The sequence below is a fragment of the Clostridium sp. UBA7339 genome, assembly GCF_002470865.1.
Taxonomy (GTDB): Bacteria; Bacillota; Clostridia; order Clostridiales; family Clostridiaceae; genus Clostridium_J; species Clostridium_J sulfidigenes.
On sequence record NZ_DKPI01000006.1, the window covers coordinates 439,948 to 463,288 of the forward strand.

General features: G+C 28.0%; 21 protein-coding genes. 2 read left to right on the top strand and 19 right to left on the bottom strand.

The features are described from left to right. Positions 1-72: 72 nt before the first annotated feature. The 6 genes from msrA to nadA all read right to left on the bottom strand — a co-directional run bounded on the left by msrA (position 73) and on the right by nadA (position 6,348). Entirely contained in the window at positions 73-546 is a 474-nt protein-coding gene (gene msrA / locus B2S02_RS05500) for a peptide-methionine (S)-S-oxide reductase MsrA (protein WP_346848297.1), read from the bottom strand. Positions 547-594: 48 nt separating this feature from the next. Beyond that, entirely contained in the window at positions 595-2,400 is a 1,806-nt protein-coding gene (locus B2S02_RS05505) for an FUSC family protein (RefSeq protein WP_346920396.1), read from the bottom strand. Between the two features lie 107 nt (positions 2,401-2,507). Further along, complete coding sequence (locus B2S02_RS05510) at positions 2,508-3,185, bottom strand: pseudouridine synthase (RefSeq protein WP_346848295.1); 678 nt, start codon at positions 3,183-3,185, stop codon at positions 2,508-2,510. A 113-nt stretch (positions 3,186-3,298) separates the two neighbouring features. Then, a complete protein-coding gene (gene nadC, locus B2S02_RS05515) occupies positions 3,299-4,138 on the bottom strand; it encodes a carboxylating nicotinate-nucleotide diphosphorylase (protein WP_346876436.1) in 840 nt (279 codons plus the stop codon). Continuing rightward, positions 4,116-5,438, bottom strand: a complete 1,323-nt coding sequence (locus B2S02_RS05520) for an L-aspartate oxidase (RefSeq protein WP_346920397.1) — start codon at positions 5,436-5,438, stop codon at positions 4,116-4,118. Before B2S02_RS05520 ends, nadC begins: the two co-directional genes overlap by 23 nt. A gap of 1 nt (position 5,439) precedes the next feature. Continuing rightward, positions 5,440-6,348, bottom strand: coding sequence for a quinolinate synthase NadA (gene nadA, locus B2S02_RS05525; RefSeq protein ID WP_346876435.1), 909 nt, complete (start codon positions 6,346-6,348; stop codon positions 5,440-5,442). Positions 6,349-6,592: 244 nt separating this feature from the next. Between nadA and B2S02_RS05530 the strand changes: the two genes are divergently transcribed. Further along, positions 6,593-7,384 (top strand): lipid II flippase Amj family protein, encoded by a 792-nt coding sequence (locus B2S02_RS05530; RefSeq protein ID WP_346920398.1) that lies wholly within the window; start codon positions 6,593-6,595, stop codon positions 7,382-7,384. A 72-nt stretch (positions 7,385-7,456) separates the two neighbouring features. Here the strand turns inward: B2S02_RS05530 and B2S02_RS05535 are convergent, their stop codons facing one another. The 3 genes from B2S02_RS05535 to B2S02_RS05545 form a co-directional block, all read right to left on the bottom strand. Then, a complete protein-coding gene (locus B2S02_RS05535; RefSeq protein WP_346920399.1) occupies positions 7,457-8,350 on the bottom strand; it encodes a class I SAM-dependent methyltransferase in 894 nt (297 codons plus the stop codon). A gap of 233 nt (positions 8,351-8,583) precedes the next feature. Beyond that, entirely contained in the window at positions 8,584-10,569 is a 1,986-nt protein-coding gene (locus B2S02_RS05540; protein WP_346920400.1) for an ABC transporter permease, read from the bottom strand. Next, a complete protein-coding gene (locus B2S02_RS05545) occupies positions 10,559-11,329 on the bottom strand; it encodes an ABC transporter ATP-binding protein (RefSeq protein ID WP_346848289.1) in 771 nt (256 codons plus the stop codon). Before B2S02_RS05545 ends, B2S02_RS05540 begins: the two co-directional genes overlap by 11 nt. Positions 11,330-13,266: 1,937 nt before the next feature. On the opposite strand from B2S02_RS05545, the gene B2S02_RS05550 reads away from it, so the two are divergent. Further along, positions 13,267-13,500: a tyrosine-type recombinase/integrase gene (locus tag B2S02_RS05550; protein WP_346848288.1), complete on the top strand. Its 234-nt coding sequence runs from the start codon at positions 13,267-13,269 to the stop codon at positions 13,498-13,500. A gap of 96 nt (positions 13,501-13,596) precedes the next feature. On the opposite strand, the gene B2S02_RS05555 is transcribed toward B2S02_RS05550, so the two are convergent. The 10 genes from B2S02_RS05555 to B2S02_RS05600 form a co-directional block, all read right to left on the bottom strand. Next, on the bottom strand, positions 13,597-14,655 hold the full coding sequence (locus B2S02_RS05555) for a sensor histidine kinase (RefSeq protein ID WP_346920401.1): 1,059 nt from the start codon (positions 14,653-14,655) through the stop codon (positions 13,597-13,599). A gap of 39 nt (positions 14,656-14,694) precedes the next feature. Next, on the bottom strand, positions 14,695-15,366 hold the full coding sequence (locus tag B2S02_RS05560; RefSeq protein ID WP_346848286.1) for a response regulator transcription factor: 672 nt from the start codon (positions 15,364-15,366) through the stop codon (positions 14,695-14,697). An 89-nt stretch (positions 15,367-15,455) separates the two neighbouring features. Next, a complete protein-coding gene (locus B2S02_RS05565; protein WP_346920402.1) occupies positions 15,456-16,010 on the bottom strand; it encodes a histidine phosphatase family protein in 555 nt (184 codons plus the stop codon). Between the two features lie 28 nt (positions 16,011-16,038). Further along, on the bottom strand, positions 16,039-16,866 hold the full coding sequence (locus B2S02_RS05570; RefSeq protein WP_346848284.1) for a MerR family transcriptional regulator: 828 nt from the start codon (positions 16,864-16,866) through the stop codon (positions 16,039-16,041). A gap of 92 nt (positions 16,867-16,958) precedes the next feature. Beyond that, a complete protein-coding gene (locus tag B2S02_RS05575) occupies positions 16,959-18,278 on the bottom strand; it encodes an MATE family efflux transporter (protein ID WP_346848283.1) in 1,320 nt (439 codons plus the stop codon). A 413-nt stretch (positions 18,279-18,691) separates the two neighbouring features. After that, the gene (pepF, locus tag B2S02_RS05580; RefSeq protein ID WP_346920403.1) at positions 18,692-20,491 is read right to left on the bottom strand and encodes an oligoendopeptidase F; all 1,800 of its coding nucleotides are present in this window, start codon (positions 20,489-20,491) and stop codon (positions 18,692-18,694) included. Between the two features lie 82 nt (positions 20,492-20,573). After that, complete coding sequence (locus tag B2S02_RS05585) at positions 20,574-20,996, bottom strand: hypothetical protein (protein WP_346848281.1); 423 nt, start codon at positions 20,994-20,996, stop codon at positions 20,574-20,576. 530 nt (positions 20,997-21,526) lie between these two features. Continuing rightward, a complete protein-coding gene (locus B2S02_RS05590; protein ID WP_035133205.1) occupies positions 21,527-21,856 on the bottom strand; it encodes a winged helix-turn-helix transcriptional regulator in 330 nt (109 codons plus the stop codon). Positions 21,857-21,996: 140 nt separating this feature from the next. Then, positions 21,997-22,587 carry a TlpA disulfide reductase family protein gene (locus tag B2S02_RS05595; protein ID WP_346878593.1) on the bottom strand — a complete coding sequence of 197 codons (591 nt, stop codon included), beginning with the start codon at positions 22,585-22,587 and terminating at the stop codon, positions 21,997-21,999. 9 nt (positions 22,588-22,596) lie between these two features. Continuing rightward, entirely contained in the window at positions 22,597-23,274 is a 678-nt protein-coding gene (locus tag B2S02_RS05600; RefSeq protein WP_346876428.1) for a cytochrome c biogenesis CcdA family protein, read from the bottom strand. Positions 23,275-23,341: the final 67 nt, after the last annotated feature.

The window sequence follows — 23,341 nt, forward strand, 5'->3', positions numbered from 1 at the left end:
GATTTTAATTTATATATTTAATAGTAACATAAAGGTTCAACACAGTGTAGAAATACTGCATTGAACCTATTATTAATCTAATTTTATATGGCAATATCCATTAGGATTTTTCTTTAAATACTTTTGATGATATTCTTCTGCTCTATAATAATTTTCTAAAGTTTTTACTTCTGTAACTATTTTCTTTATATAGTTTTTCTGTACTTTTTCTATATTTCTTCGAATTATTTCTTCATCTAATTTATCAACATAATAAACTCCAGTTCTATATTGACTTCCTCTATCATTTCCCTGTCTATTCAGTGCGGTTGGGTCTATTATTCCCCAAAATTTATTTAGTATTTCCTCTAAGGAAATTATACTTTCATCATAATCTATCACACATACTTCTGCAAAATATGTATTACCATAGCATACATCTTCGTAGGTAGGATTTGTTGTTCTACCATTGGCATATCCTACTTCTGTATTTGTTACACCGTGAATTCTAGAAAAAAATTCTTCTACACCCCAAAAACATCCTCCTGCTAATACAATTCTTTTCATCTTGTTAACTCCTTTATATTTTTCTTTAATCTATATTTAATATTACCATTACATATGCCGTATATTATTATTAAAGTCTTCATATAGATTCAATATTGATTCTATATTTTCCTTCTTAACATTTTCATTTTTCCCATATAATATTAACACCTTATATCCTACCTGTATCACATATTTATTATTAATAGCTATAAATTTATTAATCTCATCATCATTGTATTGAAGATTTCTCATATATAGTTTTTGACATAAAAGCGTAGAATGGATAATCAAATCCCTTATTTCATGAATCTGCTTATTACTTTGTAAAAATTCCATACTATCTTCTATAAGCTTTTTATTCAACCTAGCAATTTTATCTATAAGTTGTTCTACTCCATCCTTTAGTCTATATTGGAAAACAACTCTATTCACTATAACCACTACAACTACCCCTATAATCACGTATACTATTCTATATAAAATCAATACATTTATATTTTCTGTTAAAGAGGCTATACATATAGATGCCATAGCTGCAAATAGTGATATTTTATAGTATTCCTTAAAGGCGTAGATAAGATAAAGAGATATAATTAAAATTCCCAAGGTAATTATTTGAGAACCTGCCACATTAATAAGTATACCTGTAAATAGAATTCCTAATATATTCCCTATAACTCTGTCTTTAGCCTTTTTAATGGTATCTTCATAATAATGTTGCATAATAGACATTATTGTTATTGCTGCCCATATTATTTTATAAAATCCTAAAACCCCTCCTATTAGTAATGCTATAGTAAGAGTTATTGCCATTCTAATAGCAAATTTAAACCTTATAGTGTTGGGTCTGAAATATTCTTTAAAGGTTACTCTAGTTTTATCTATGTCAGCTCTAGCCCACTCTTTATATACCTTATTAGAACCTCTTTTTTCCATGGAGTTCAATTCCTTAATACTACCAAGAAGATTTTCTAGTATTAGGGATATCTCTAAATGATATTCTTCACCTTTACTCCACTCTTTTATAAAGTTATCAGTAGATTCTTTTATAGTTTGAAACTCTATATTATCTTTGCATAACTCTATTATAGCTTCTACTATTTCTTTTAATTTTTCTACATATTCCTTGGAAATACTTAGATTTTTAATACCTCCATACAGTTGAATTATATATAAATTAAAGTATTCTACATTGATAAATATTTGAAATTGAACCTTTCCTAAATTAGTTGTCAAATATCTTCTATGCCTTGTTACATATACTTTATAAGCAATATCTCTCATCATTTTAGAACATTTATCTTCTATGGTATGATCATACTCTTCCTTTAAGATATTTTTAAATTGATTATATATTAAAATAAAAGCCTCTTCCATACTTTTTCCTAAAATGGATCTTTCATTTACTCTATTTATATAACTTGCCCCTACTACTATTAAAACTCCAAATATTACAGATAAAATCCTAAAAGGAAGTTCTCCTAATGATACCTGTGCATATTGAGTAAATACATATAGCATTATAAAGGGTTTGTAAAAAGTTAAATCATAGGGCGATACGATAGTATACATTATAAGAAAAATAGCAAAAAAGTTTATAGGTATCCCCCAAAATATATTCATAGATGAAAAATATGCTGTTAAAACAATAACTAAATCAATAAGGATTATTTTAATTGCTTTGTTATAGGTCTTAACCTGAAAATTTTGCCTTCCCATAACTGTTGAAGTAAGGGCTATTGGAAAAGCAATCATTATATTCTTTATTCCAAATAATATACCTACTCCAAATAGAGTTATTACAGCTACAGATCCATGCTTTATCATAGAATATGTATTTATATTGAATTTCTTTACTAGTTTATTGTACATGACACTAACATCCTTATTATAGATATTTATTTACTTATTATTAGCTAATTTAATTTAGGTATTCTATATAATATTCTAGTATTTATCTACTTGTTATATATCATGCTCTATTTCATTAAGTCTATAACCTCTTCCTCAGTAAGATACCTCCACATACCTTCTTCTATTCCTTCTATATTTATAGAACAAATTCTTATTCTTTTTAAATCTACCACATTATATCCTAATGCCTTACTCATTCTCCTAATTTGTCTATTTAGTCCTTGAGTTAATATAATTTTAAATGTACATTCATCTACTTTTATGATGCTACAAGGTCTAGTTTTTTCTCCTAGTATATATACTCCTGCAGACATATTCATAAGAAAATTATCATCTATAGGTTTATCTGCTTTTACTTCATATTCCTTTTCGTGGTAATTATCTGAATTTAATATTTTGTTTGCTAGTTCACCATCATTAGTCATGAGAATTAATCCATGAGATTCTTTATCTAATCTTCCTACTGGAAATATATATTCTTCATAGTTTATAAAATCAATGATGTTATTTTCCACATCACTAGCTGCAGTGCATGTAACTCCCATGGGCTTATTAAAAGCTATGTAAATTTTCTTTTTAGCTATGATAGGCTTATCATCAATTAAAATTTCATCCTCTAGTTCTACCCACTGCCCAGGAATAGACAGTTCTCCATTTACTTTTACTCTTCCTTCTTCTATAAGCCTATTAGTATCTTTTCTTGAGCAAATTCCAAGATTACTAAATAATTTATTAATCCTCATATGTTGTCCTTTCCTTTGTCATACTAATATTTATTAAATAAACCAAATAAAAAAATATGATTACTATATATTTAGTATAGCAATCATATTTAAACAATTATATCATTTTATATTTATATTTTTCTAAAGTTTTTTAATGAAATATCAAAGGCTTTTACAGAATGGGTTAATTCTCCAGAGGAAATATAATCTACTCCTGTTTTGCCGTAGTCTGTAACAGTATCTAAGGTGATATTTCCTGAGCACTCTGTTAATGCTCTTCCATTAATTAATTTAACCATATCCCTTGCTAAGTCTGGACTCATATTATCAAGCATAATTATATCCGCTCCTGCTTCTAGAGCCTCTAAAACCTGCTCTTTAGTTTCAGTTTCAACTTCTATTTTTCTTACAAAAGAAGAATTCTTTTTAGCAAGCTCAATGGCTTCTTTTATACCACCTGCATATCCAATATGATTATCTTTAATTAGTATTCCATCAGATAAGGAAAATCTATGATTTACTCCTCCACCAATTTTAACTGCATATTTTTCAAGAGCTCTTAAATTAGGTGTAGTTTTTCTAGTATCTAGTATTTTTGTATTAAGTCTCTCTAGCTTCTTTACATATTTGTTAGTTAAAGTAGCAATACCACTCATTCTTTGAAGTAAATTGAGGGCTATTCTTTCTCCTACTAATATATTGCCGGCGTTTCCTGTTACTTTACCGATAACCATAGTATTCTTAACTAAGTCTCCATCTTTAACAAACACATCGACTTCAACTTCTCCTAAGATTTCAAATACCCTTTTAAAAATATCCAATCCACAAATTATCCCATCCTCTTTAGTTATTAAATCAACCTCAGCTCTTTCTAGAGGTGAAACTATAGCTGATACAGTTACATCCCCATAGGGACTATCTTCTTTTAAAGCCCTCTTAATAATATCATCAACAATTAAAAAGTTTAACATATTCACCATTTACCTTTCCCTTCAAATAACTAATAAACTTATACTTATATTCTTCATTTGCATTTTTAACATCACTTATAGCCTTAAGATTAATTCTTTCAACTAATTCTCCACTTAGTTTATCATCACCTTCATCTACAAGTAAATTAATATGCTGTGCTGCCTTTCTACTGAAAACTAAGCCCTCTAATAAAGAATTGCTAGCTAGTCTATTGCTACCATGTACCCCGGTACAACTAACTTCTCCTATAGCATATAAATCTTTCATAGATGTTTTTGAATTCAAATCAACCTGAATTCCTCCCATACAATAATGATGAGCTGGAGCAATTGGTAATAAATCCTTCTCCATCCTATAACCACGTTTTAAACATTGCTCATAAATATATGGGAATCTATTTATTAAAAACTCCTTAGATTTATTAGTCATATCTAAAAAAACATAGGGTGTTTGTGGAGTCTTACATATTTCCTTTAAAATCTCTCTTGAAACTATATCTCTAGGTAGTAAAGGGTTTACAAATTTCTCTCCCAATGCATTTCTTATTACTCCCCCTTCTCCTCTAAGAGATTCTGATAGTAATAACTTTCGTCCCCTTATTTCTTCTTCATATAATGCAGTGGGATGAAGTTGAAGATAGGATATATCCTTCATAAGAATATTATGCTTTAATGCAATGCTAAGTCCATCACCTGTGATAGTTTCGATATTTGTTGTAGAATTAAAAATCCCCCCAATGCCACCAGTAGCTAATACTGTTGCCTTAGCATTTATATTTATAATCTCATTTGAGTGTTCTATAATTCCGCCTATACATCTATTTTTATATTGAATTATATCTAGTAATGTAGTGTCTTCCAATATAGTTATATTTTCTTTACTAGAAACATAATTTATTAGTTTTTCAATTACTTCCTTACCTGTTTCATCTTTAGAATGCACTATTCTAAACTTACTATGACCACCTTCTCTAGTATAGTTTAATTCATCAATATCCTTATCAAAATCTACTCCTAACCTCAATAATCTATTAATATTATCAGTAGAATTTTCAACTATCTGGGTAACAGCCTCCAATTTATTTTTATAATTGCCAGCTTTTAAAGTATCCTCTATAAAAGCTTCCTTGTCTCCAATATCCCTTAGGGTTGAAATGCCACCTTGAGCTAAATAACTGTTGCAATCTCTTAGCTTATTTTTAGTTATTATTAAAACTCTAAGATTATCCTTCAAATTACAAGCAGTGTAAAGTCCTGCAATACCTGTCCCTATAATTAATACATCATATTTTTTATTCATTTTACTTATTAGATAGAAGATGCATATTTTCTAAAGATTTATGAGCTTTCAATCTTAGCTCCTCTTCAATATGCACTTCAAACTCCTCATTAATTAAGCAATTATATAAATCTTTCATTGATATTTTTTTCATATTGGGACAAATCATTCCGTTGTCAATAGGGATAAAGGTTTTATTGGGACTTTTTTCTTTCATCTGATAAAGAACGCCTTCCTCTGTTACTACTATAAATCCATTAGTTCCATCTTGAACACTATAATCTATAAGTTCAGAAGTACTTCCTATAAAATCTCCCAAATCTCTTACTTTTTTAGAACACTCTGGATGAACTAGCACCTTAAAATTTGGATATCTATTCTTTAAAGTTAAAACCTCTTCCTCTTCAACTCTCTCATGAACTGGACAAAACCCATCATAAAGTATAAACTTCTTGTTCTGTATATTTTCTTGCAAATAACTACCTAGATTTCTATCTGGAAGGAATATTATTTCTTCTTCCTCTATGTTATTTAAAATTGCCTTAGCAGAGGATGATGTAACACAAACGTCAGATAATGCTTTAATATCTCCATTTGAATTTATATATGTTACTACCTTTGCTTTAGGATTTCTTAATTTCATAGCTTTTAATTTATCTACTGTAGCCATATCTGCCATTGGACATGTAGTATCATTTACTGGAATTAATATTCTTTTATTAGGTGATAATATTTTTGCACTCTCAGCCATAAATTTTACTCCACAAAATACTATTATATCTTTAGAACTTTCCATAGCTTTCTTGCTTAAAAAATATGAGTCTCCTACTATGTCTGCAACTTCCTGTATTTCTGCTTTTTCATAAAGATGAGCTAAAACTAAAGCATTCTTCTCTTTTTTTAACTTTAATATGTCTTCTTTTAAACCCAAATTTTACACACCTCCGTCACGTAACTATACATCTGTATATACACCTAGTATAGCACCATCTTGGAGCTTGTCAATAATATGTGAAGTTATATTAGAAAATATTTATATGAATTTTCCTCTCCTTAGTGCTTCTTATAATAATTGAATAACCTAGTTTTATTTATGAATATGTTATATACTATTAATACATTTCTAATTGTTGTAAAAATATAGATATATTTGAAAATGGAACGGAGGAATAACTTTGAGTACTCAAATTATAATTGTTTTAGTTTTGAATTTTATAATTGCTATAATAGGAACATTAGCTTACTCTGTAAGACTTGTAGGTGTTAGAACAGGTAAAATAGCAATAACCTTTGCTGTATTTAATATATTATCTTTAGTATCAAGAACAGCCTTAACTTTTCAGGCCCCTTTACTAACAAAATTCGTTGAAAATAGTACAGGTGGAAGTTATGTATTAAACCTTTTTAAGTTAATTATAATAGTTTCTGGTATAGCTACCCTAGTAGGCGCTTTTCTAATTCCTACTTTTCAAAGATTATTTTATAAAGGGGTTATCCGATTTTCTATTGATAAATCTATATCCAAGCTAATTATGCACAGTTTTTCAAAGGCAGGTGTCCATTATATGAGGGACTGTATTTCAATTCCAGTTAAGGAAAGTGTAACTAAGATTAATTTTAAAAAGTTACCTCTAAAAATAATAATTTATAATGTAATTGCAGTTGCAATATTAACTGTAGGAGCCTTAGCACCAATTTATGCAGGTACTATAGTTCCTGATTTAAGAGCAACTTGTATAACCCTATCCTCAGTAATAAATGGATTTGCTACAATCCTAATGTCTATTTTTATAGATCCACAACTATCCATTATGACGGATGATGTAATAGACGGTAAGTGTCCTGAAGAAGATTTTCGTAGCTGCGTTATTGCCATGATAGGAAGTAAAACTATTGGAACCTTCGCTGCTCTTCCACTGCTTATACCAGCCTCTTATATAATAGTATTTGTAGCTAAAATTCTTTAATTTCTCAATGTAAAAATAGCTAGACTTGTATGAATACAACCCTAGCTACTTTAGATTTTTAGAGAATTTATTTTATTTTTTTGTACCATAAGATATAAGGGTACATGGCATTTGAATAATATATGCACTATCTTTATTACTCATAACATATTCACTTATTTTTGACTCACCATCTACGAATATTTTAGCTTCCTGCTCACTTAAACCTCTATCTATAAGAGCGTTTATATAGCCTACCTTCTCATTCTCTGATAGCTGTTTATTCCAATTCCAAGCATCAGTAATTGCATCAAATTGTTTAGCATGTTCTTCTTTATTACCATGGGGATTAATAAATTTAACCCTATCATTCATTCGCACATCAACATTATGTAATCCTAACTCTTGCATAATTTCAGGAATTTTAACACCAACTCTATAATCTCTACCTCCATTTTCTAATTCCTTCTTATACATTTTTCGATGTAAATGTATAATTCCAAGTTCAGTGTAATCTAATCCACTAAAATATTGACCTGTCTTTTCTATTTCTAGGTCTGCTTCCATACAAACAACTAAACCACCACTTACAACTGATTGTATCATTTTATCAAGAATATTCTTTGTATTTGGAATATGTCTTAATACCGCTTGCGATATAGCTATATCATAATCTTCAGTTGGTATATACTCATTCAAGTCTGCCTTTATAAATTTTATTATATAGCCTGAATTTGCAAAAATGTCTTTTGCATCATCTAAGAGAGTATCACTAATATCAATACCTGTATATGTACTTCCTTTAGGTAATATGGGCAATAATAGTAATCCAACATATCCAAAGCCACAACCAAAATCAATTATATTTACAGGTTTACTAATTTTCCAAACCTTCTCTACAAGGAATTCTATATAATCATTATTACACCATCCAGTACGTATAGCTTTTAAAAAATCCAATCTCCCATTCCAATATGATTCATTCATATTTTTCCCCTCCTTAATAGAATAAAGATAATATTCCCTGTTCTTTCTACTCAACAAGCTCCTCAAATTATTTCTTTTAAAAAAGATTTTCTATTACATATAATTGAATTTTATAGCTTATATGGTAACATATTCTATTATATATATCTATACATTAAAAAGAAACTACCTCAAATTCCATTTAATTTGAAGTAGTTTACTATACTAATATATTATAAAATTTAAACTTTTTATTAATTTCCTTTAATCATTTTTTTACTTCCAGAATAGGTGGCTAAGAAGTATCCACCATAAACTATTACTAATACCACCGATGCAACTATTATATGATCCACCATGCTTGCACCTCCAAATATAGCTACTATATCTGAAGCCAATTTTAATCCTACTATAGAGTGAACTATAGCTAAGGATAAGGGCATCATAAAGTAAATTGCTACTTGGGTTAATACAGAGTGATTTATCATCGATTCATCTACTCCAACCTTTCTTAGAAGATTGTATCTTTCTGTGTTATCTGCAGATTCTGATAACTGTTGAAGGGCTAGTACTGCTGCTGAAGTAATTAGGAATATGATTCCCATGTATATGGCAAGGTATGATGCTAAAGCTCCTAGCCCTGTAGACTGCTCCTTAATCTCTTCCTTAGTAATATATCTAGTATTTAAATCATCATTGCCACTATATTCTCTAATATTAACATCTAAAGCTTCTCTTATCTCACTACCATCCCCACTATAGTTTAAATTCAAATATCCCCTAGTGGGAGTTAGTCCCTCTACTATAGAATCCTCTACTAAAAATACACAAATATTTTGCTTCATCATAGAAGAATAAGTTACCGCCTCTAAAACATTACCATGATATGGTTTTAGTTTATTATCACCTATAGTAATTTCTTTTCCACTATCTACAGTTTCTTGTAAATTTTTAATCATATCGCTTATATCACCAAAGACCGCATATTCTCCAACCTTAAGTTTTACTTCTTCTCTATTTAACATTTTCATTATTTTATTAAAATCCGATACCTTCATAACACTAATTGGTAAATTCTTAAATACAGGATAATAGTTATTTCCATCTTCTAAGCCTTTTTCACTTAAAAAATCTCTATAGCTAACTCCACTATCATATTCCTTATAGCTTACATAGTTATTTTCATATTTTGATATATCTACATTATATTTTTTTAACACAGTGTCTATATCTTCTCCTTCATTGTCCCAAAAGCTCATATCGAATTGAGTTAAATCCTCAATTTCAGTATTCATAGCGGTACTAATTCCAAGTCCTCCTGAAAGAGTACATATAGCTACAAATAGCATCAAACATATAAAGGTCATAGATATAAAGGTAGTGTTAATTTTACTATTTATTTGTCTTAACACAAACATATTTAAATTTCTTAAATAAAACTTCTTACTACTTTGAACTACCTTGAGTAAGAATCCTGCAAGGGAAAAGAAAAATAGAAATGTTCCTACAGCTCCAAGTGCAATGGCTATTAATATATTTCTATCAAAACTAGATATTCCATTTTTAAGCACTATGTAATATCCACTTCCTATAGTTATTACACTAATTATAAATACAACTACAGAGGTCCATATGTTTTTTATTTTCATCTTTTCATTAAACTTAGCAGAAGTTAATAGATTTATTAGTTTTACTTTTCTTACAATAATTGAGTTAAAAATAAGAATTATAAGGTATATAACGCCGAAGCAAAGAATAGTTTTTATAAAGGCATCCATAGAAAATATAAATCTAAACCCTGTTAAATCCACTTTAAAAAGTTTTGCTGTAACTACAGATAGTCCTTGTGATAAAAATATTCCTAATATAAGACCTAATGCTAAAGAAATTACTCCTATCATCATAGTCTCTATAAATAATAAGGAGGATAATCTAGAGTTTTCCATACCTAAGGTCATATAAACTCCAAATTCCTTTTTTCTTCTTTTAATTAAGTAATTATTGGCATAGACTATCAGAAATCCTAATATAAAGGAAATAAATATTGATGCTACTCCCATAATTTCACTTATTAGGTGGAACATATTTTTATGCATTTCACTAACTTCCATTAAAATACTTTGAGCTTCAATGGAGTTAAAGGTGTAAAAAATACATACTCCAAATACTAGAGTTAAGAAATATATGGTATAATCCTTAAAACTTCTTTTTAAATTCCTAGCAGCTAATTTAAAATACATCTCTTTGGTCACCTCCAAGTAGAGTTACCACTTCAATTATCTTATTAAAGAATTCCTTCCTTGAATCCTTTCCTCTAATTAACTCATTAAATATTTTACCATCCTTTATAAACAGAATTCTACTAGCATAGCTAGCTGTAAAGGCGTCATGAGTTACCATCATAATAGTAGCTCCTAAATTAGTATTAAGCTCCTCCAAGCTTTCTAGTAACATCTTTGCTGATTTTGAATCTAAAGCACCTGTAGGCTCATCTGCAAGAACTAAAGATGGATTTGTAATTATAGCTCTAGCTGATGCTACTCTTTGTTTTTGACCACCTGACATTTCATAGGGATATTTATTTAAGACTTCCTCTATATTTAAACTCTTAGCAACCTCTTCAACTCTTCTATTAATCTCTTTGTGATTTACCTTTCCAATAGTTAGTGCTAATGCAATATTTTCATAGGCAGTTAAGGTATCTAAAAGATTAAAGTCTTGAAATATAAAACCTAAATTTTCTCGTCTAAATCTAGCTAATCCCTTAGAATTTATTGAAGTTACATCCTTTCCTTCAATATGAATATGACCACTAGTTACCTTATCTATGGTGGATATACAGTTTAACAAAGTTGTTTTTCCACTACCGGAAGCCCCCATTATTCCTATGAATTCTCCTTCTTCCACAGAGAAACTAATATTATTTATGGCCTGAGTTATATTACCATTACTTCCATAGTACTTTTCTATATTACTTACTTTTAATACTTCTTTATTCATTTGCTTTCCTCCTGTTCTCTATACCTATATATTACATGTATAGAAAATATCCATCCATAGAAAAACCTAACAGAAATCTTACGTTTTTGTAACTAAGCTTAATATTTTTAATAATATTAGATAATTCAAGGGAAATTAAGCTTTTTATAAAAATGAAAACTCAAATATTATAATAAAATTAAAAATTATTTTTGACGAATTTTTGACGTCATATAAAAAAGAGTAGATATATTCAGTTATATCCTACTCTTTTTTATTTTAAAACAAATTCTATAAAATATATAGATTTGTTATAAACTCTTCTTTACTTGACAATAATTAATTTGAGGTGATTTATAATGAAGAAAAAAAGAAAATTAAACGTAACTGTCACTACGCGACCAAATACATCTAGATTAGTAACAGAGTCGTTATTGAGGTTAGTAGATTCACGCAAAGAAGAACTTCTACACATTTTGAAAGGAAGATAAACTTAAGGAAATTGAGTAATGATTCTAAAAATCAAGAAAAGAATTTCATTATTATTATTTTTACATTTAATGTATATAATCAATATAAAGTGTCTATAATTTATTTGAGTTCACTCTTACATGTGTTTATACAAAAGAAAAATAAGGTAGAAAGTAATATTGCATTTCTTTCTACCTTTTAATAGTTAAATTTATACTTTGAAAAAATAGTAATGAATATGTTTAAATATTATAATTTTGTTTATAATTTAGATACATCTATCCTAAACCATATTCTGATATAAGTAAAAAAATAGGGGCATTAAGAAAAACCTTATTGCTCCTATTTTTTTATACTTATTTTTATATAACTAACTGTTGATATTCTTACATTTAATGTATATAATAAAAGTTAACAGTCTGTATTTTCTTTAATTCAACCTCTACTTATATCCTATTCAGTAGAAAGAGAGCTACAGTATATATAAATATACCGTAGCTCTTTTTCTATATTGTATCTAATTGTATTATTAATCCTCTAATTAAGAGGAAGTTCTATACTACATATTATTAAACTCCCTAAAATGTTTCCTATATTAAATTTAACAGTTTTTGAATACTCATATTTACATTTGCTAATACTAACTTAGAATATAAATTAATAGTTGTTGGAATTCCTAACACCCTTAATTAATAGTTATTCCCTTGTATATTATAATCCTACACTAACTTTTAAAATTCAATACTGTTAATTTATATTAATCATAAATATTTAGTGACATAAATAAAAGCAGTAATTTCCCTCTATAAATTACTGTTTTTTTATCTTTTGATAATATACTAATGACAACCTTAACAATTTTATTTCAAGCTGCTTTCAAGGAGATTATATAACTAAGTTATGAATAATGCTGTTATTTTGTTCCTAATTTAAATACATAGTCATAATTATTCTTATTTAGGAGAACCATATGCTATTTTTATTTAATTTATAAGATATAGTAGTTTCTAATATATCTTATTCCATTGATATTAATTGTGCTGCATTTTTGATCAATAAAAAATGTAGGAGCCAGTTCATTCCCTACTAGCCTTTAATATTATCTACCTAACTTCTTACAATAAGCTATACCCTTATCTAATGTTTCCTGTCTATTCTTCCCCTGGATAAGTACATTTGTATAACCACTCTTATTCTTAGCCTCTCCTACTGCAATAACTGTTTTATATTGTCCATAATATGCATATGGTCTTAAACAGTTTATTGTTGGACAGTTAAGCCTATCAGCTATTATCTCAGCTATTGCCTGGTCTGTTGCATTTGAATGTTGTAGTGTTACTTATTAAGGCTATTATCTCACCTTGTTGAATATTTAAGGCAGTAGTATTGCTCTCTGTAACTTCTTTCATGGTAGACAATGCACTTGCAAGACTTGTAGAGTACTCTAATTCTATAGTTGGATTTATTAGACTACCCTCAATTAAGAAATGAATGCGACTACTTGCAGAATAAATTTACACTATGCATTAAAAAAATCTTTTAATGTATATATACATGAATTAAGGCATACTTACACTACATTATTAATCCAAAATGGTTTTGATTTTAAAACTGTTGCTGAATATATTGGTGATAATGTGCAAGAGGTAATAAGGACGTATAGTCATGTAAATGACGATATGAGAAAAATAGGAAATGAGAAGATAGCAGAAATTTTTTAAAATTTATTTTTGACGAAATTTTTGCCGAATTATCTTAAATATAGTATTTTCAAAGCCTTGCAAGGATATAAACAGAAATCTTACGTTTTTGTTAGGTTAATCTTTTAATATGAACATTTTATTTATAGGAAACAAGATAGATACTGTAGTACCTTTATAAGCTTTAGACCTTATCTTTATACCAAGCCCTAATTTTTCGCAGAGATTTTTACAAAGGTATAAGCCTATTCCTGTGGATTTTCCAAAGATTCTTCCATTTTCTCCGGTGTACCCTTTTTCAAATACTTTACCAATAGAGCTTTCGCCAATACCTATACCATTATCTTCTATGTTTAGAATAATGTCCTCTTCCTTTTCTATGCAATATATTTTAATAGTGTCTTGTTTTTTATGCTGTTCACCTAATGAGTTTTTTCTAACACTCTTAGGGAATTTCATATATTTAATAGAATTTGATATAATCTGATTTAATATAAATTCTACCCATTTACTATCCGCATAAACGATTTTATCTACATTATCAATTTCAATTTTAATTCCATTTTCAATAAGAACTCTAGCATTCCTTTTTATTGTTGCATTAATACAGTTTTTAAGACTTATCTCTCTAATCATATAATCCTTCTCTATATTATTACTTCTAGTATAAAAAAGAGCTTGCTCTATATAATTTTCTACCTTATCTAAATCTTCCTCTATACTCTTTGTAATGGGAGATGGGTTATTTTCTATGGTTAATCTACTAGATGCAATAGGTGTTTTAATTTCATGAACCCACAACTCTATATAATCTTTATATTCACTATTTTTAATGGTTAAAGTAGATATTTCATCATTCATAGCCTTATCTGTCTCTTGAATTACTTCGTATAAAATTCTTCCCTCTAAGAAGTTAGGCTCCTCTATAACTTCAGAAATAAGATATTTCTTATCTAGATTATTTAATCCATGTAAAAGGTTATTATAAAATTTTCTTTTTGTAAAATAATCAAATATATAAAACAGTGATGAGCCTATAAAATTTAGAACCTCCACAAAAAAAATGGCATAGATATCCACCTTTAATGCTTTTAACAATATTCCTGTAAATAGAAAAATTATTGAATTTATAATCAAAAAAACAATTTTTTCTTTTATATACTCTCTAAAACTCATTAAAATTTCCTTCCTTTAGGTTTAATTTACTTTAATGTTTTAACCTAAAATATACCCCTGACCTCTTTTAGTTTGTAAATAGTCAACAGCTCCTATTTCATCTAGTTTTTTTCTTAGCCTATTTATGTTTACAGTTAAGGTATTATCATCTACAAACTCATCAGATTGCCATAGACATTTCATAAGTTCATCTCTAGATACTATTTTTTCTTTGCTTTTAATTAATGTATATAGAATTTTACTTTCATTTTTAGTTAATTCTTGTTTTTTATCATCAAATTCTATTTCACTGGTAGAAAGATTATATTTAAGTTCTCTACAAGCAAAAATCTCCATATCATTACTTCTATAAGTTCTTCTAATAATTGATGCAATCCTAGCTAATAATATTTCAGTGTTATATGGTTTAGTAATAAAATCATCAGCCCCTAGATTCATACTCATTAATTCGTCCATATCACTATCTCTACTAGTTACAACAATAATAGGCACACTAGAGGTTTTTCTTATTTCTCTACAGATATAGTATCCATCATAATATGGTAAATTAATATCTAATAATATTAAATTAGGTTCTGCCTCTAAAGCCTCCTCTACTATGTTCTCAAAATTATCAGAGGTTATAATGTCATATCCATATCTATTTAAAAAAGTACCTAGTTCTCTTCTAATCTTTTCTTCATCTTCAATAATAAAAATCTTTTCTTTCATAAGTTAACCACCTCATCTATGATTATATCTAATTGGGTTTATTTTAACAAAATCTATTATGTTTCTTCAAAGAAAATTTTTATCTTATTCTAAGCCTTCCATACTTTCTTAATATCTACTATACTTTTTATATCATTAGTTTCAAATCTCAATAAATATACATCTGGATTACTTAAGTTCTTCCAAAAATCAAAACCTGAAACCTTATCAAAATACCTCATTATTAAAGAAAATAACTCTCCATGGGTGACTATTGCTACATTTTCCTCTTCTAGCTTTAAAATATCAGTTAAAGCTTCAATAGCCCTTTTAGTAGCTTCATTTGAAGATTCTCCTCCATGAAAGGTTATATTCATATCTTCATAGGCTTCTAATAAATAAGGTGTGTAATCATCTACCACATAAGGTATCAATAACTTTTCTCTCACTCTTTCATCAATATTTACTTCTAACCCTAAATGCTTTGCAAATGGTGTTATTGTCTTTATAGCCCTTACATAGGGACTAGATACTATATAATTAATATTATACTTTAGTAAATAGTCCTTTAATTCTAGCGCTTGATCTATACCAACCTCTGTTAACTCTGCCTCAGCTGGCTGTCCATATGCCTTACAATGTCTAATTAAATAAATGTTCTTCATGCTATCTCTCCTATATTGTCATTTAAAATTAATTATTCTCATCTATTAAAATTTGAATTTGTCCTAAAGCTTTTTCTTCTTTGTCTATCCCGCATCTTGTCATTATATATATCTCATAAAAATCCCCATTAACTATTATATTATTTTTTTCAATATACTCAACTAGCTTTCTGTAATATTTGCTTGTATCTTTATAATCGTCATCAAAGTTTATTGTAATATAATTTCCTGATTTTAGAGTAATTACTTTCTTTTCATCTATATCCATGTTTTCATTTATACTTATCATTAAATTATTGTATGTTAACATTTCTTTACTTTTAAAATCTTCATAAGATGTTGGAAAAACTAACTCTTTATTAGTGCTTCCATATTTTTTTTCTATATATCCTAAGGCTTTAGATAGATTTATTTCAAATTCTTCTGTATATCTATGGGTATTACTATATTTTATAAATTTTCTCTCAGTACAATATTTTATAAAAGGTTCATTTATTCCCTCTTTTAATACGGTTTGAATTCTATCCTCTAAAAAACATATATTATTTTTTATGCTATCTAACTCTTTTATCTTTTCTTCTACTATTTCTTTTTGCTTTGTTATTATTTCTAAAATAGAGTTAACGGAAGTATAATTATTCACTAGTATTTTTATTTCATCTAGAGATAACCCCATAGCTTTACATTGTTTTATCAAATCTAAAATTATAAAGTGTTTTACTGAGTAGTATCTATACTTACTCTTTTCATTTACATAAGCCGGCTTTAACAATCCAATTTTGTCATAATGCCTTAATGTTTGTATAGAAATATTATGTAATTTAGATACTTCACCAATTGAAAATCTTGTATCCATATACTCTCACCCCATTATTATTATATCCTAAATTTGAAAAATAGGCTGTCCAAAATCCTTAAATTTTGGACAGCCCTCTACTATTCTAAATTTTATGCACTTAATACTTCTTTAGTAGATACTCTTATATTAGCCACTATACTTATAGTTATAAATGTAAGGCTTTCCGATAATATTGTACCTGCCCAAATTCCATTGGCTCCAAAGACTTTATAAAGTATCATTAGTGAAATTGGCAAGTATATAACAGACCTTAAAAGACAACTTAAATTTGAGTATTTTGGCATCTCTAAGGCTTGGAAATAAACTAATGTATTTAAATTTATTCCAACGGCAAAATAACTTACACTTGCTATTCTAAGTGCTATATATGCAAGATTTGCAATTACAGGATCTGCTGTAAATATACCTATAAGTGCTGGACCAAATATAAAACATATTATAACAGAGAAACCACTAATTATTGTTGAAGATATACATGTTATCTTGAAAAATCCTAGCATTTGTTCTCCATCTTTTTTACCAAAATTATAGCTTATTAGAGGTTGTACTCCTAAAGTCAAGCCATAAAGAACCATATATATATTTGTTGTTATATAGTTAATTATACTATAGGCTGAAATTCCTTTTTCTCCAAGAAACATAACTAAAACAATATTATGTATTAATACCATTATTGAATAACTTCCTTGAGCAAAAAAAGACGGAAATCCTATTAAACAAAATTCTTTTAAATCTCTTTTATTTATTTTTACATTACCAAAGGTTAAATAACCTTTCTTCATAATAAAATGCGGCAATAACACAGATACTGTAATAATTTGACCAAGACCTGTAGCTATTGCAGCTCCCTTTATACCTAATCCAAATTTAAATATAAATATATAATCTAAGATAATATTAGTTACTGCTCCTGCAATTGTTGATATCATGGAAAGCTTTGGTCTTCCATCATTTCTTACAAAACTACTTAGTACTATTCCTATCAAGTTAGGGATACAAAAGATTGCATAAAATCTTAAATATTCCACTGCTAATCCTTTCAAACTAGTTGTTGCTCCTAAAATAGTTACTATTTGTTCTGTGAATATAATACAGGTAATACTTATAATACCGCTAGCTATTAAAAGAAACTTAAATACTTGTCTAAAAATAATTACTGCTCTATCTATATTCTTTGCACCTATGTTTTTAGACACTAAAGTTCCTCCACCTATGGCAAACATTGAAGCAAGTCCAAATAACATAACTGTAAAGGGAAGTACAATATTTACTGATGCCAATGCTAAATCACCAACACCTTGACCAACAAATATTCCATCTACTACTGTATATAAAGATGATATGAACATGGCAAGGGCAGAAGGCACTGCATATTTAAAAAACTCTTTCAATCTATTCTCTTTTTCCATACTTTATTCTCCTTTGTTTTTTATACTACCTTATACATAATAAAGTCTATCCTTAGTATAGAGTCAATAGTTTTTTCATATATATCCATAAATTATATATCTATCTAATGAATAGCTTGTTATTATCTTTAGAAAAGACTGCAGTAAAGAAAAAAATTTCATAAATAATCAAAGAATATTAGTAAACAGCATATATTATAATCACTTATCATTTAATATGAAAAAATGCATTAGTGAACTTTAATATAGTTGATAATTTTCTAAACACATAATAGCAATTTTTATATTGCAATAAAAAATAAAGATGATTTCAAAGTACATAATTACTTTAAAATCATCTTTATTTACTATTATAACCTAAAAAATCTTAATATATTTAAATTCACTTTCCAATATTCCAGGTATAATTTTTCTTATAATTCTTTTTCAAGCATAGCCAAAAGTTCATCAAATCTATTAATAGTATCTTCTAAAGGCTTTGGTGTAGTCATATCTACCCCAGCTTTTTTTAGTATTTCAATTGGATAGTCACTACATCCAGCTTTTAAGAAGCCTTTATATTTTTCAACTGCCTCTTCCCCTTCATTAAGAATTTTTTCATAGAAAGAGTTAGCTGCTGCAAAACCTGTTACATATTGATATACATAGAAATCTCTATAAAAATGAGGAATCCTTGCCCATTCAATGTCAATTTCACTATCCACTACCATAGTATCTCCAAAGTAGTTAACATTTAAGTCATGATAAATCTTGCATAAATCATCACTAGATAAAGCTTCCCCCTGCTCCATTTTTTCATGGACAATCATTTCAAACTCTGCAAACATGGTCTGTCTGAATACAGTAGTTCTAATTCCTTCAAGTTGTTGATTTATTAAATATAGTCTTTTAGCTTTATCTTTTTCATTTTTTATTAAATAGTCTATCAATAAACACTCATTAGTAGTAGATGCAACTTCAGCACAGAATAATTCATAATCAGCATAGGTATATGGTTGATTATTTCTTGAATAATAGGAGTGTATGCTATGCCCCATTTCATGAATTAAAGTAGATACATCATTCACTTGATTTTTATAGTTTAATAAGATATATGGCATAGAGGTATAGCTACCACTAGAGTAAGCTCCTCCTCTTTTTCCCTTGTTCTCATAAACATCAATCCAACCTTCTTTAACACCTTTACTAAAGATATCAATGTACTCTTTCCCCATTGGATCTAGAGCTTTTTCACAAAGAGCTACTCCTTCTTCAAAAGCTATATTAAACTTTGGTGCATCAATAATTGGCACATATAAATCATACATATGAATTTCATCTAAGTTAAGTAATTTCTTTTTTAACTCTACATATCTGTGAAGAGAATCTATTCTTTTATTCACTGTGTTTACTACATTTTTATATACTTCCACAGGAATTTTATTAGGTTTTAAAGATGCTTCAAGACAAGAGTTATATTTTCTAATTTTACTTTCAAAAATAAAGTTCTTAACAGAAGCAGTATACGAAGTTGACACGGTATTTTCATAATTCTTATAAGTTTTAAATAGCACCTCAAAGGCTTCTTTTCTGACTTTTCTGTCTTTACTTGTGATAAATACTGAATAATTTGAAGCTGTAAGCTCTACTTCGTTACCCTCTTCATCCTTTATTTTTGGAAAAGTTATATCAGCATTAGTAAGCATAGTGAATATATTACTTGGCGCACTTAGACAATCACTAACATTTGCTAATATATTCTCTTCTGCTTCACTTAAAATATGAGGTTTACCTTCAAATATATTTGTAATATATCTTTCATAATGTTTTAATCCAGAAGTATTTTCTATAAGCTTCTTAATATCTTCCACTTCCATAGTTAACAGTTCTGGAAGGAAAAATGAAATTAATCCACTAAATTCAGCTCCAAAAGTAGATATTTTATCCATCATAACTTGATATTTAGAATTAGATTTATTTTCATCACTTCTTAAGTGAGCATATACTACTAAATCCTCATATAAACTTGCCATCTCTTCATATTGATGTAAGTAATCTAATAGTTTAACTCCTATACTAAGGTGTCCCTTAAATTCTAAAAGACTTGGAGATTTTTCCTTTAATTTTTTAAAATCTTCTTCCCACTTTTCATCAGTGGCGTATATTTTATCTACTTTCCATTTATATTTTTCTTCGACTTCTTCTCTTGTCTTTATCTTTTCCATTGTTACCATATTGCACCTCCATATTACTATTTAATGATAAAATTTTCCTTAATCACTATTATACCCTAATACATATTTTTTTGTAAAATATCTACTTCTTTTTACATAAGCCTCTAGTGTTTTCAATAACAGCTGCTCTAATTTTCTCCTTTATGTATGGATTGTTATATATATGATCAGAGTTAAATTTACAACTATTCATTAATGAAATAAAAGTAATTCTTCTATTTCCTTTATTTAATCTAGCTATGGCTCTATCTATTTTTTTATCTATAGCTTGAATTTCCTTTTCAAACTTTATTTTTTCTAAAATATATCCTCTTAATTCAGGATACTTAAAAACAGTAATATTAGTAATATCAGCTACCTTTACTACACTGGCAAAAACTAATCTATCTTCCTTAGAAATTATAGCTTTGATTGCTTCATCTATGTCTAATTTATACTTACTTAAATTATCTGCATTCTCCACATCATTATAAAATTCATTATCTTTAGTTATGTAGTTTTCCATCTTAAGCTCCTTTTTAATCCTCTTATGTGTTTGCTTTTTAACTTATCATACTAATAAAAAGAACTAACAATATAGCTATTAAATCTTCATATTTTAGCATGTTTTTAATGCTCTACTTAAATGACAAACCCCTGAAACCCGCATGAACAGAACAACTATTTAAATAGTTATATATTTATATAGTTACCTATTTAAATAGGTATATTTTAAAATAGATTCATATTTAAATAGCTTAAATTATCATTACTAATAATCATTATAACTTATTTTATTAATACTTTAAAACCTGAATTTAATTGTAAGCTTAATATAAAAGGATATCTTAGCTTATTAACTTTAATAGCTTTAAGATATCCTTTTTATTTTGTCCGATGACTACCAGCTCTAATACTCCCATCTTCTTCAAAGTGGGAGTAAAGAGCAGTTACGTCCCTGGATAACGATTTCTAAGCTTCATTGGGAGTTAATACTCCCTCTGAAGCAAAGAACTCTGTTTATTAATTTTGATTTCCCTCATTTATATTATAATCTTACTTGCAAGGCAAATTTTTTTCACCCCATAAAACCATTTGCTCAATAGTTGGGAGTAAGGATTTCCCCTTAGGTGTAAGATAATAAACTGACTCTACTTGATTGTTATTTATCTCTTTTTCATTATCTATGATCTCGCTATTTATAAGAATTTCTAGCTGCTGAGATAGCATTTTCTTGCTACAGCCCTTCATTCGACGATTTAATTCTCCAAATCTTTTACTATCCTTACTTAGTGACCAAATTATATTAGCTACCCACTTCTTGCCTAAAATATTTGCTAAAGCTTCTACTGGGCAGTGATATTCTTCATTATTTGCTACAAACATAACTTCTCTCCTTTAGTATATACCTCTAAAAACTTTTATATAATTAAATAAGTATACGCTACTAAGTCTATATTATACCTGTATCATTTTTCTTTAGCTACTCTTAATACACTTTTTTCACTAATTATTAATAGTTTTATCTATTTCTTAATCCTCTCTATCATAGCCTCTAAAAATTCTTCATTGACTATACCAATTCTTTCCATAGTAATGAATCCTTCCTTATCGATAAAAACAGTTCTTGGTATACTTGCAACATTGTATTTATTAGCAAAATCTAAATCCTTATCATATAAAGTGAGCATATCATATTCATTATCTACCATGAACTTTTTAGCACTTTCTGCAGTTTCTCTTTGTCCATCTGTCATATTTATCATTAATATTTTAACATTGTCTCCATATTTATTATTTGCTTCTTTGAATAGCGGCATTTCACTCTGGCAAGGTCCACACCAACTAGCCCAATAGTTTAGTACCACTGGTGTGCCCTTGTAATCTGATAGTTTAACTTCCTTTCCATCTTCATCATATACTGTAAAATCTACAGCTTTGGCCTTTGTATCCTCTGTCTTACCTTCCTCACCAGTGATAAGACTATCACTTATTCCTTTATTGTTATTTTTCTCATTTTCATTATATCGAGATGATAGTTCATTATATCCTAGATAAACTAATATAAAAAATATAATGAAACCTATAATCCATATAATTATATTCTTATTTTTCATAACTGCCTCCTAAAAACTTAAAATTGAAAGTATTTTATTTAAATATCCTGTCATCATTGCAATTCCAATAACTACAAGAATTAGTCCAGAAATCCTATTAATTATTTTATAATTTCTTTTTATAAAATCTAAGGTTTCCTTTAGCTTCCCTATCAAAATAGCAGATATAATAAAAGGGATTCCTAATCCTATACTATAAATAAATAGCATTAAAGTGCCCTTTAAAACTTTCTGACTATTAGCAGCAATCATCAGGGCTGATCCTAAAAATGTACCTACACATGGCGTCCATCCGATGGCAAAAACTACTCCAAATAAGATTGAAGAAATAAATTTTAGAGACTTAATCTTCATATCCATCTTAAAACTTCTCTCTAAAAATGAAATTCTAAGTAAACCCATGTAGTTTAGACCAAATATAACTATTATTGTTCCACCTATTATATTAAGTAGTGTATAGTAATTTCTAATAAAGCTTCCAAAAGTCCCTGCTAAGGTTCCTAACAGTGTAAATATTATTGTAAAACCAATTACAAATCCTAAAGCATTTATTAAAGTATTATTTTTCTTTCCATCTTCTAAATTATTATCTCCCGCAAAGTAAGAAATATATATAGGCAACATTGGTAAAATACATGGAGATATGAAGGTTATAATTCCTTCTAAAAATAATAAAATATATTCCATATCTTACTCCTTTCAAATTTATTTACACTAAATATATCAATATACACTTAACCTTTCAATTGGTCAC

Excerpts from the sequence above, each read along its gene's own strand:
- msrA (WP_346848297.1), bottom strand. The coding sequence starts at position 546 with ATGAAAAGAATTGTATTAGCAGGAGGATGTTTTTGGGGTGTAGAAGAA.
- B2S02_RS05505 (WP_346920396.1), bottom strand. The coding sequence starts at position 2,400 with ATGTACAATAAACTAGTAAAGAAATTCAATATAAATACATATTCTATG.
- B2S02_RS05510 (WP_346848295.1), bottom strand. The coding sequence starts at position 3,185 with ATGAGGATTAATAAATTATTTAGTAATCTTGGAATTTGCTCAAGAAAA.
- nadC (WP_346876436.1), bottom strand. The coding sequence starts at position 4,138 with ATGTTAAACTTTTTAATTGTTGATGATATTATTAAGAGGGCTTTAAAA.
- B2S02_RS05520 (WP_346920397.1), bottom strand. The coding sequence starts at position 5,438 with ATGAATAAAAAATATGATGTATTAATTATAGGGACAGGTATTGCAGGA.
- B2S02_RS05535 (WP_346920399.1), bottom strand. The coding sequence starts at position 8,350 with ATGAATGAATCATATTGGAATGGGAGATTGGATTTTTTAAAAGCTATA.
- B2S02_RS05540 (WP_346920400.1), bottom strand. The coding sequence starts at position 10,569 with ATGTATTTTAAATTAGCTGCTAGGAATTTAAAAAGAAGTTTTAAGGAT.
- B2S02_RS05545 (WP_346848289.1), bottom strand. The coding sequence starts at position 11,329 with ATGAATAAAGAAGTATTAAAAGTAAGTAATATAGAAAAGTACTATGGA.
- B2S02_RS05550 (WP_346848288.1), top strand. The coding sequence starts at position 13,267 with ATGAATGCGACTACTTGCAGAATAAATTTACACTATGCATTAAAAAAA.
- B2S02_RS05555 (WP_346920401.1), bottom strand. The coding sequence starts at position 14,655 with ATGAGTTTTAGAGAGTATATAAAAGAAAAAATTGTTTTTTTGATTATA.
- B2S02_RS05560 (WP_346848286.1), bottom strand. The coding sequence starts at position 15,366 with ATGAAAGAAAAGATTTTTATTATTGAAGATGAAGAAAAGATTAGAAGA.
- B2S02_RS05565 (WP_346920402.1), bottom strand. The coding sequence starts at position 16,010 with ATGAAGAACATTTATTTAATTAGACATTGTAAGGCATATGGACAGCCA.
- B2S02_RS05570 (WP_346848284.1), bottom strand. The coding sequence starts at position 16,866 with ATGGATACAAGATTTTCAATTGGTGAAGTATCTAAATTACATAATATT.
- B2S02_RS05575 (WP_346848283.1), bottom strand. The coding sequence starts at position 18,278 with ATGGAAAAAGAGAATAGATTGAAAGAGTTTTTTAAATATGCAGTGCCT.
- pepF (WP_346920403.1), bottom strand. The coding sequence starts at position 20,491 with ATGGTAACAATGGAAAAGATAAAGACAAGAGAAGAAGTCGAAGAAAAA.
- B2S02_RS05585 (WP_346848281.1), bottom strand. The coding sequence starts at position 20,996 with ATGGAAAACTACATAACTAAAGATAATGAATTTTATAATGATGTGGAG.
- B2S02_RS05590 (WP_035133205.1), bottom strand. The coding sequence starts at position 21,856 with ATGTTTGTAGCAAATAATGAAGAATATCACTGCCCAGTAGAAGCTTTA.
- B2S02_RS05595 (WP_346878593.1), bottom strand. The coding sequence starts at position 22,587 with ATGAAAAATAAGAATATAATTATATGGATTATAGGTTTCATTATATTT.
- B2S02_RS05600 (WP_346876428.1), bottom strand. The coding sequence starts at position 23,274 with ATGGAATATATTTTATTATTTTTAGAAGGAATTATAACCTTCATATCT.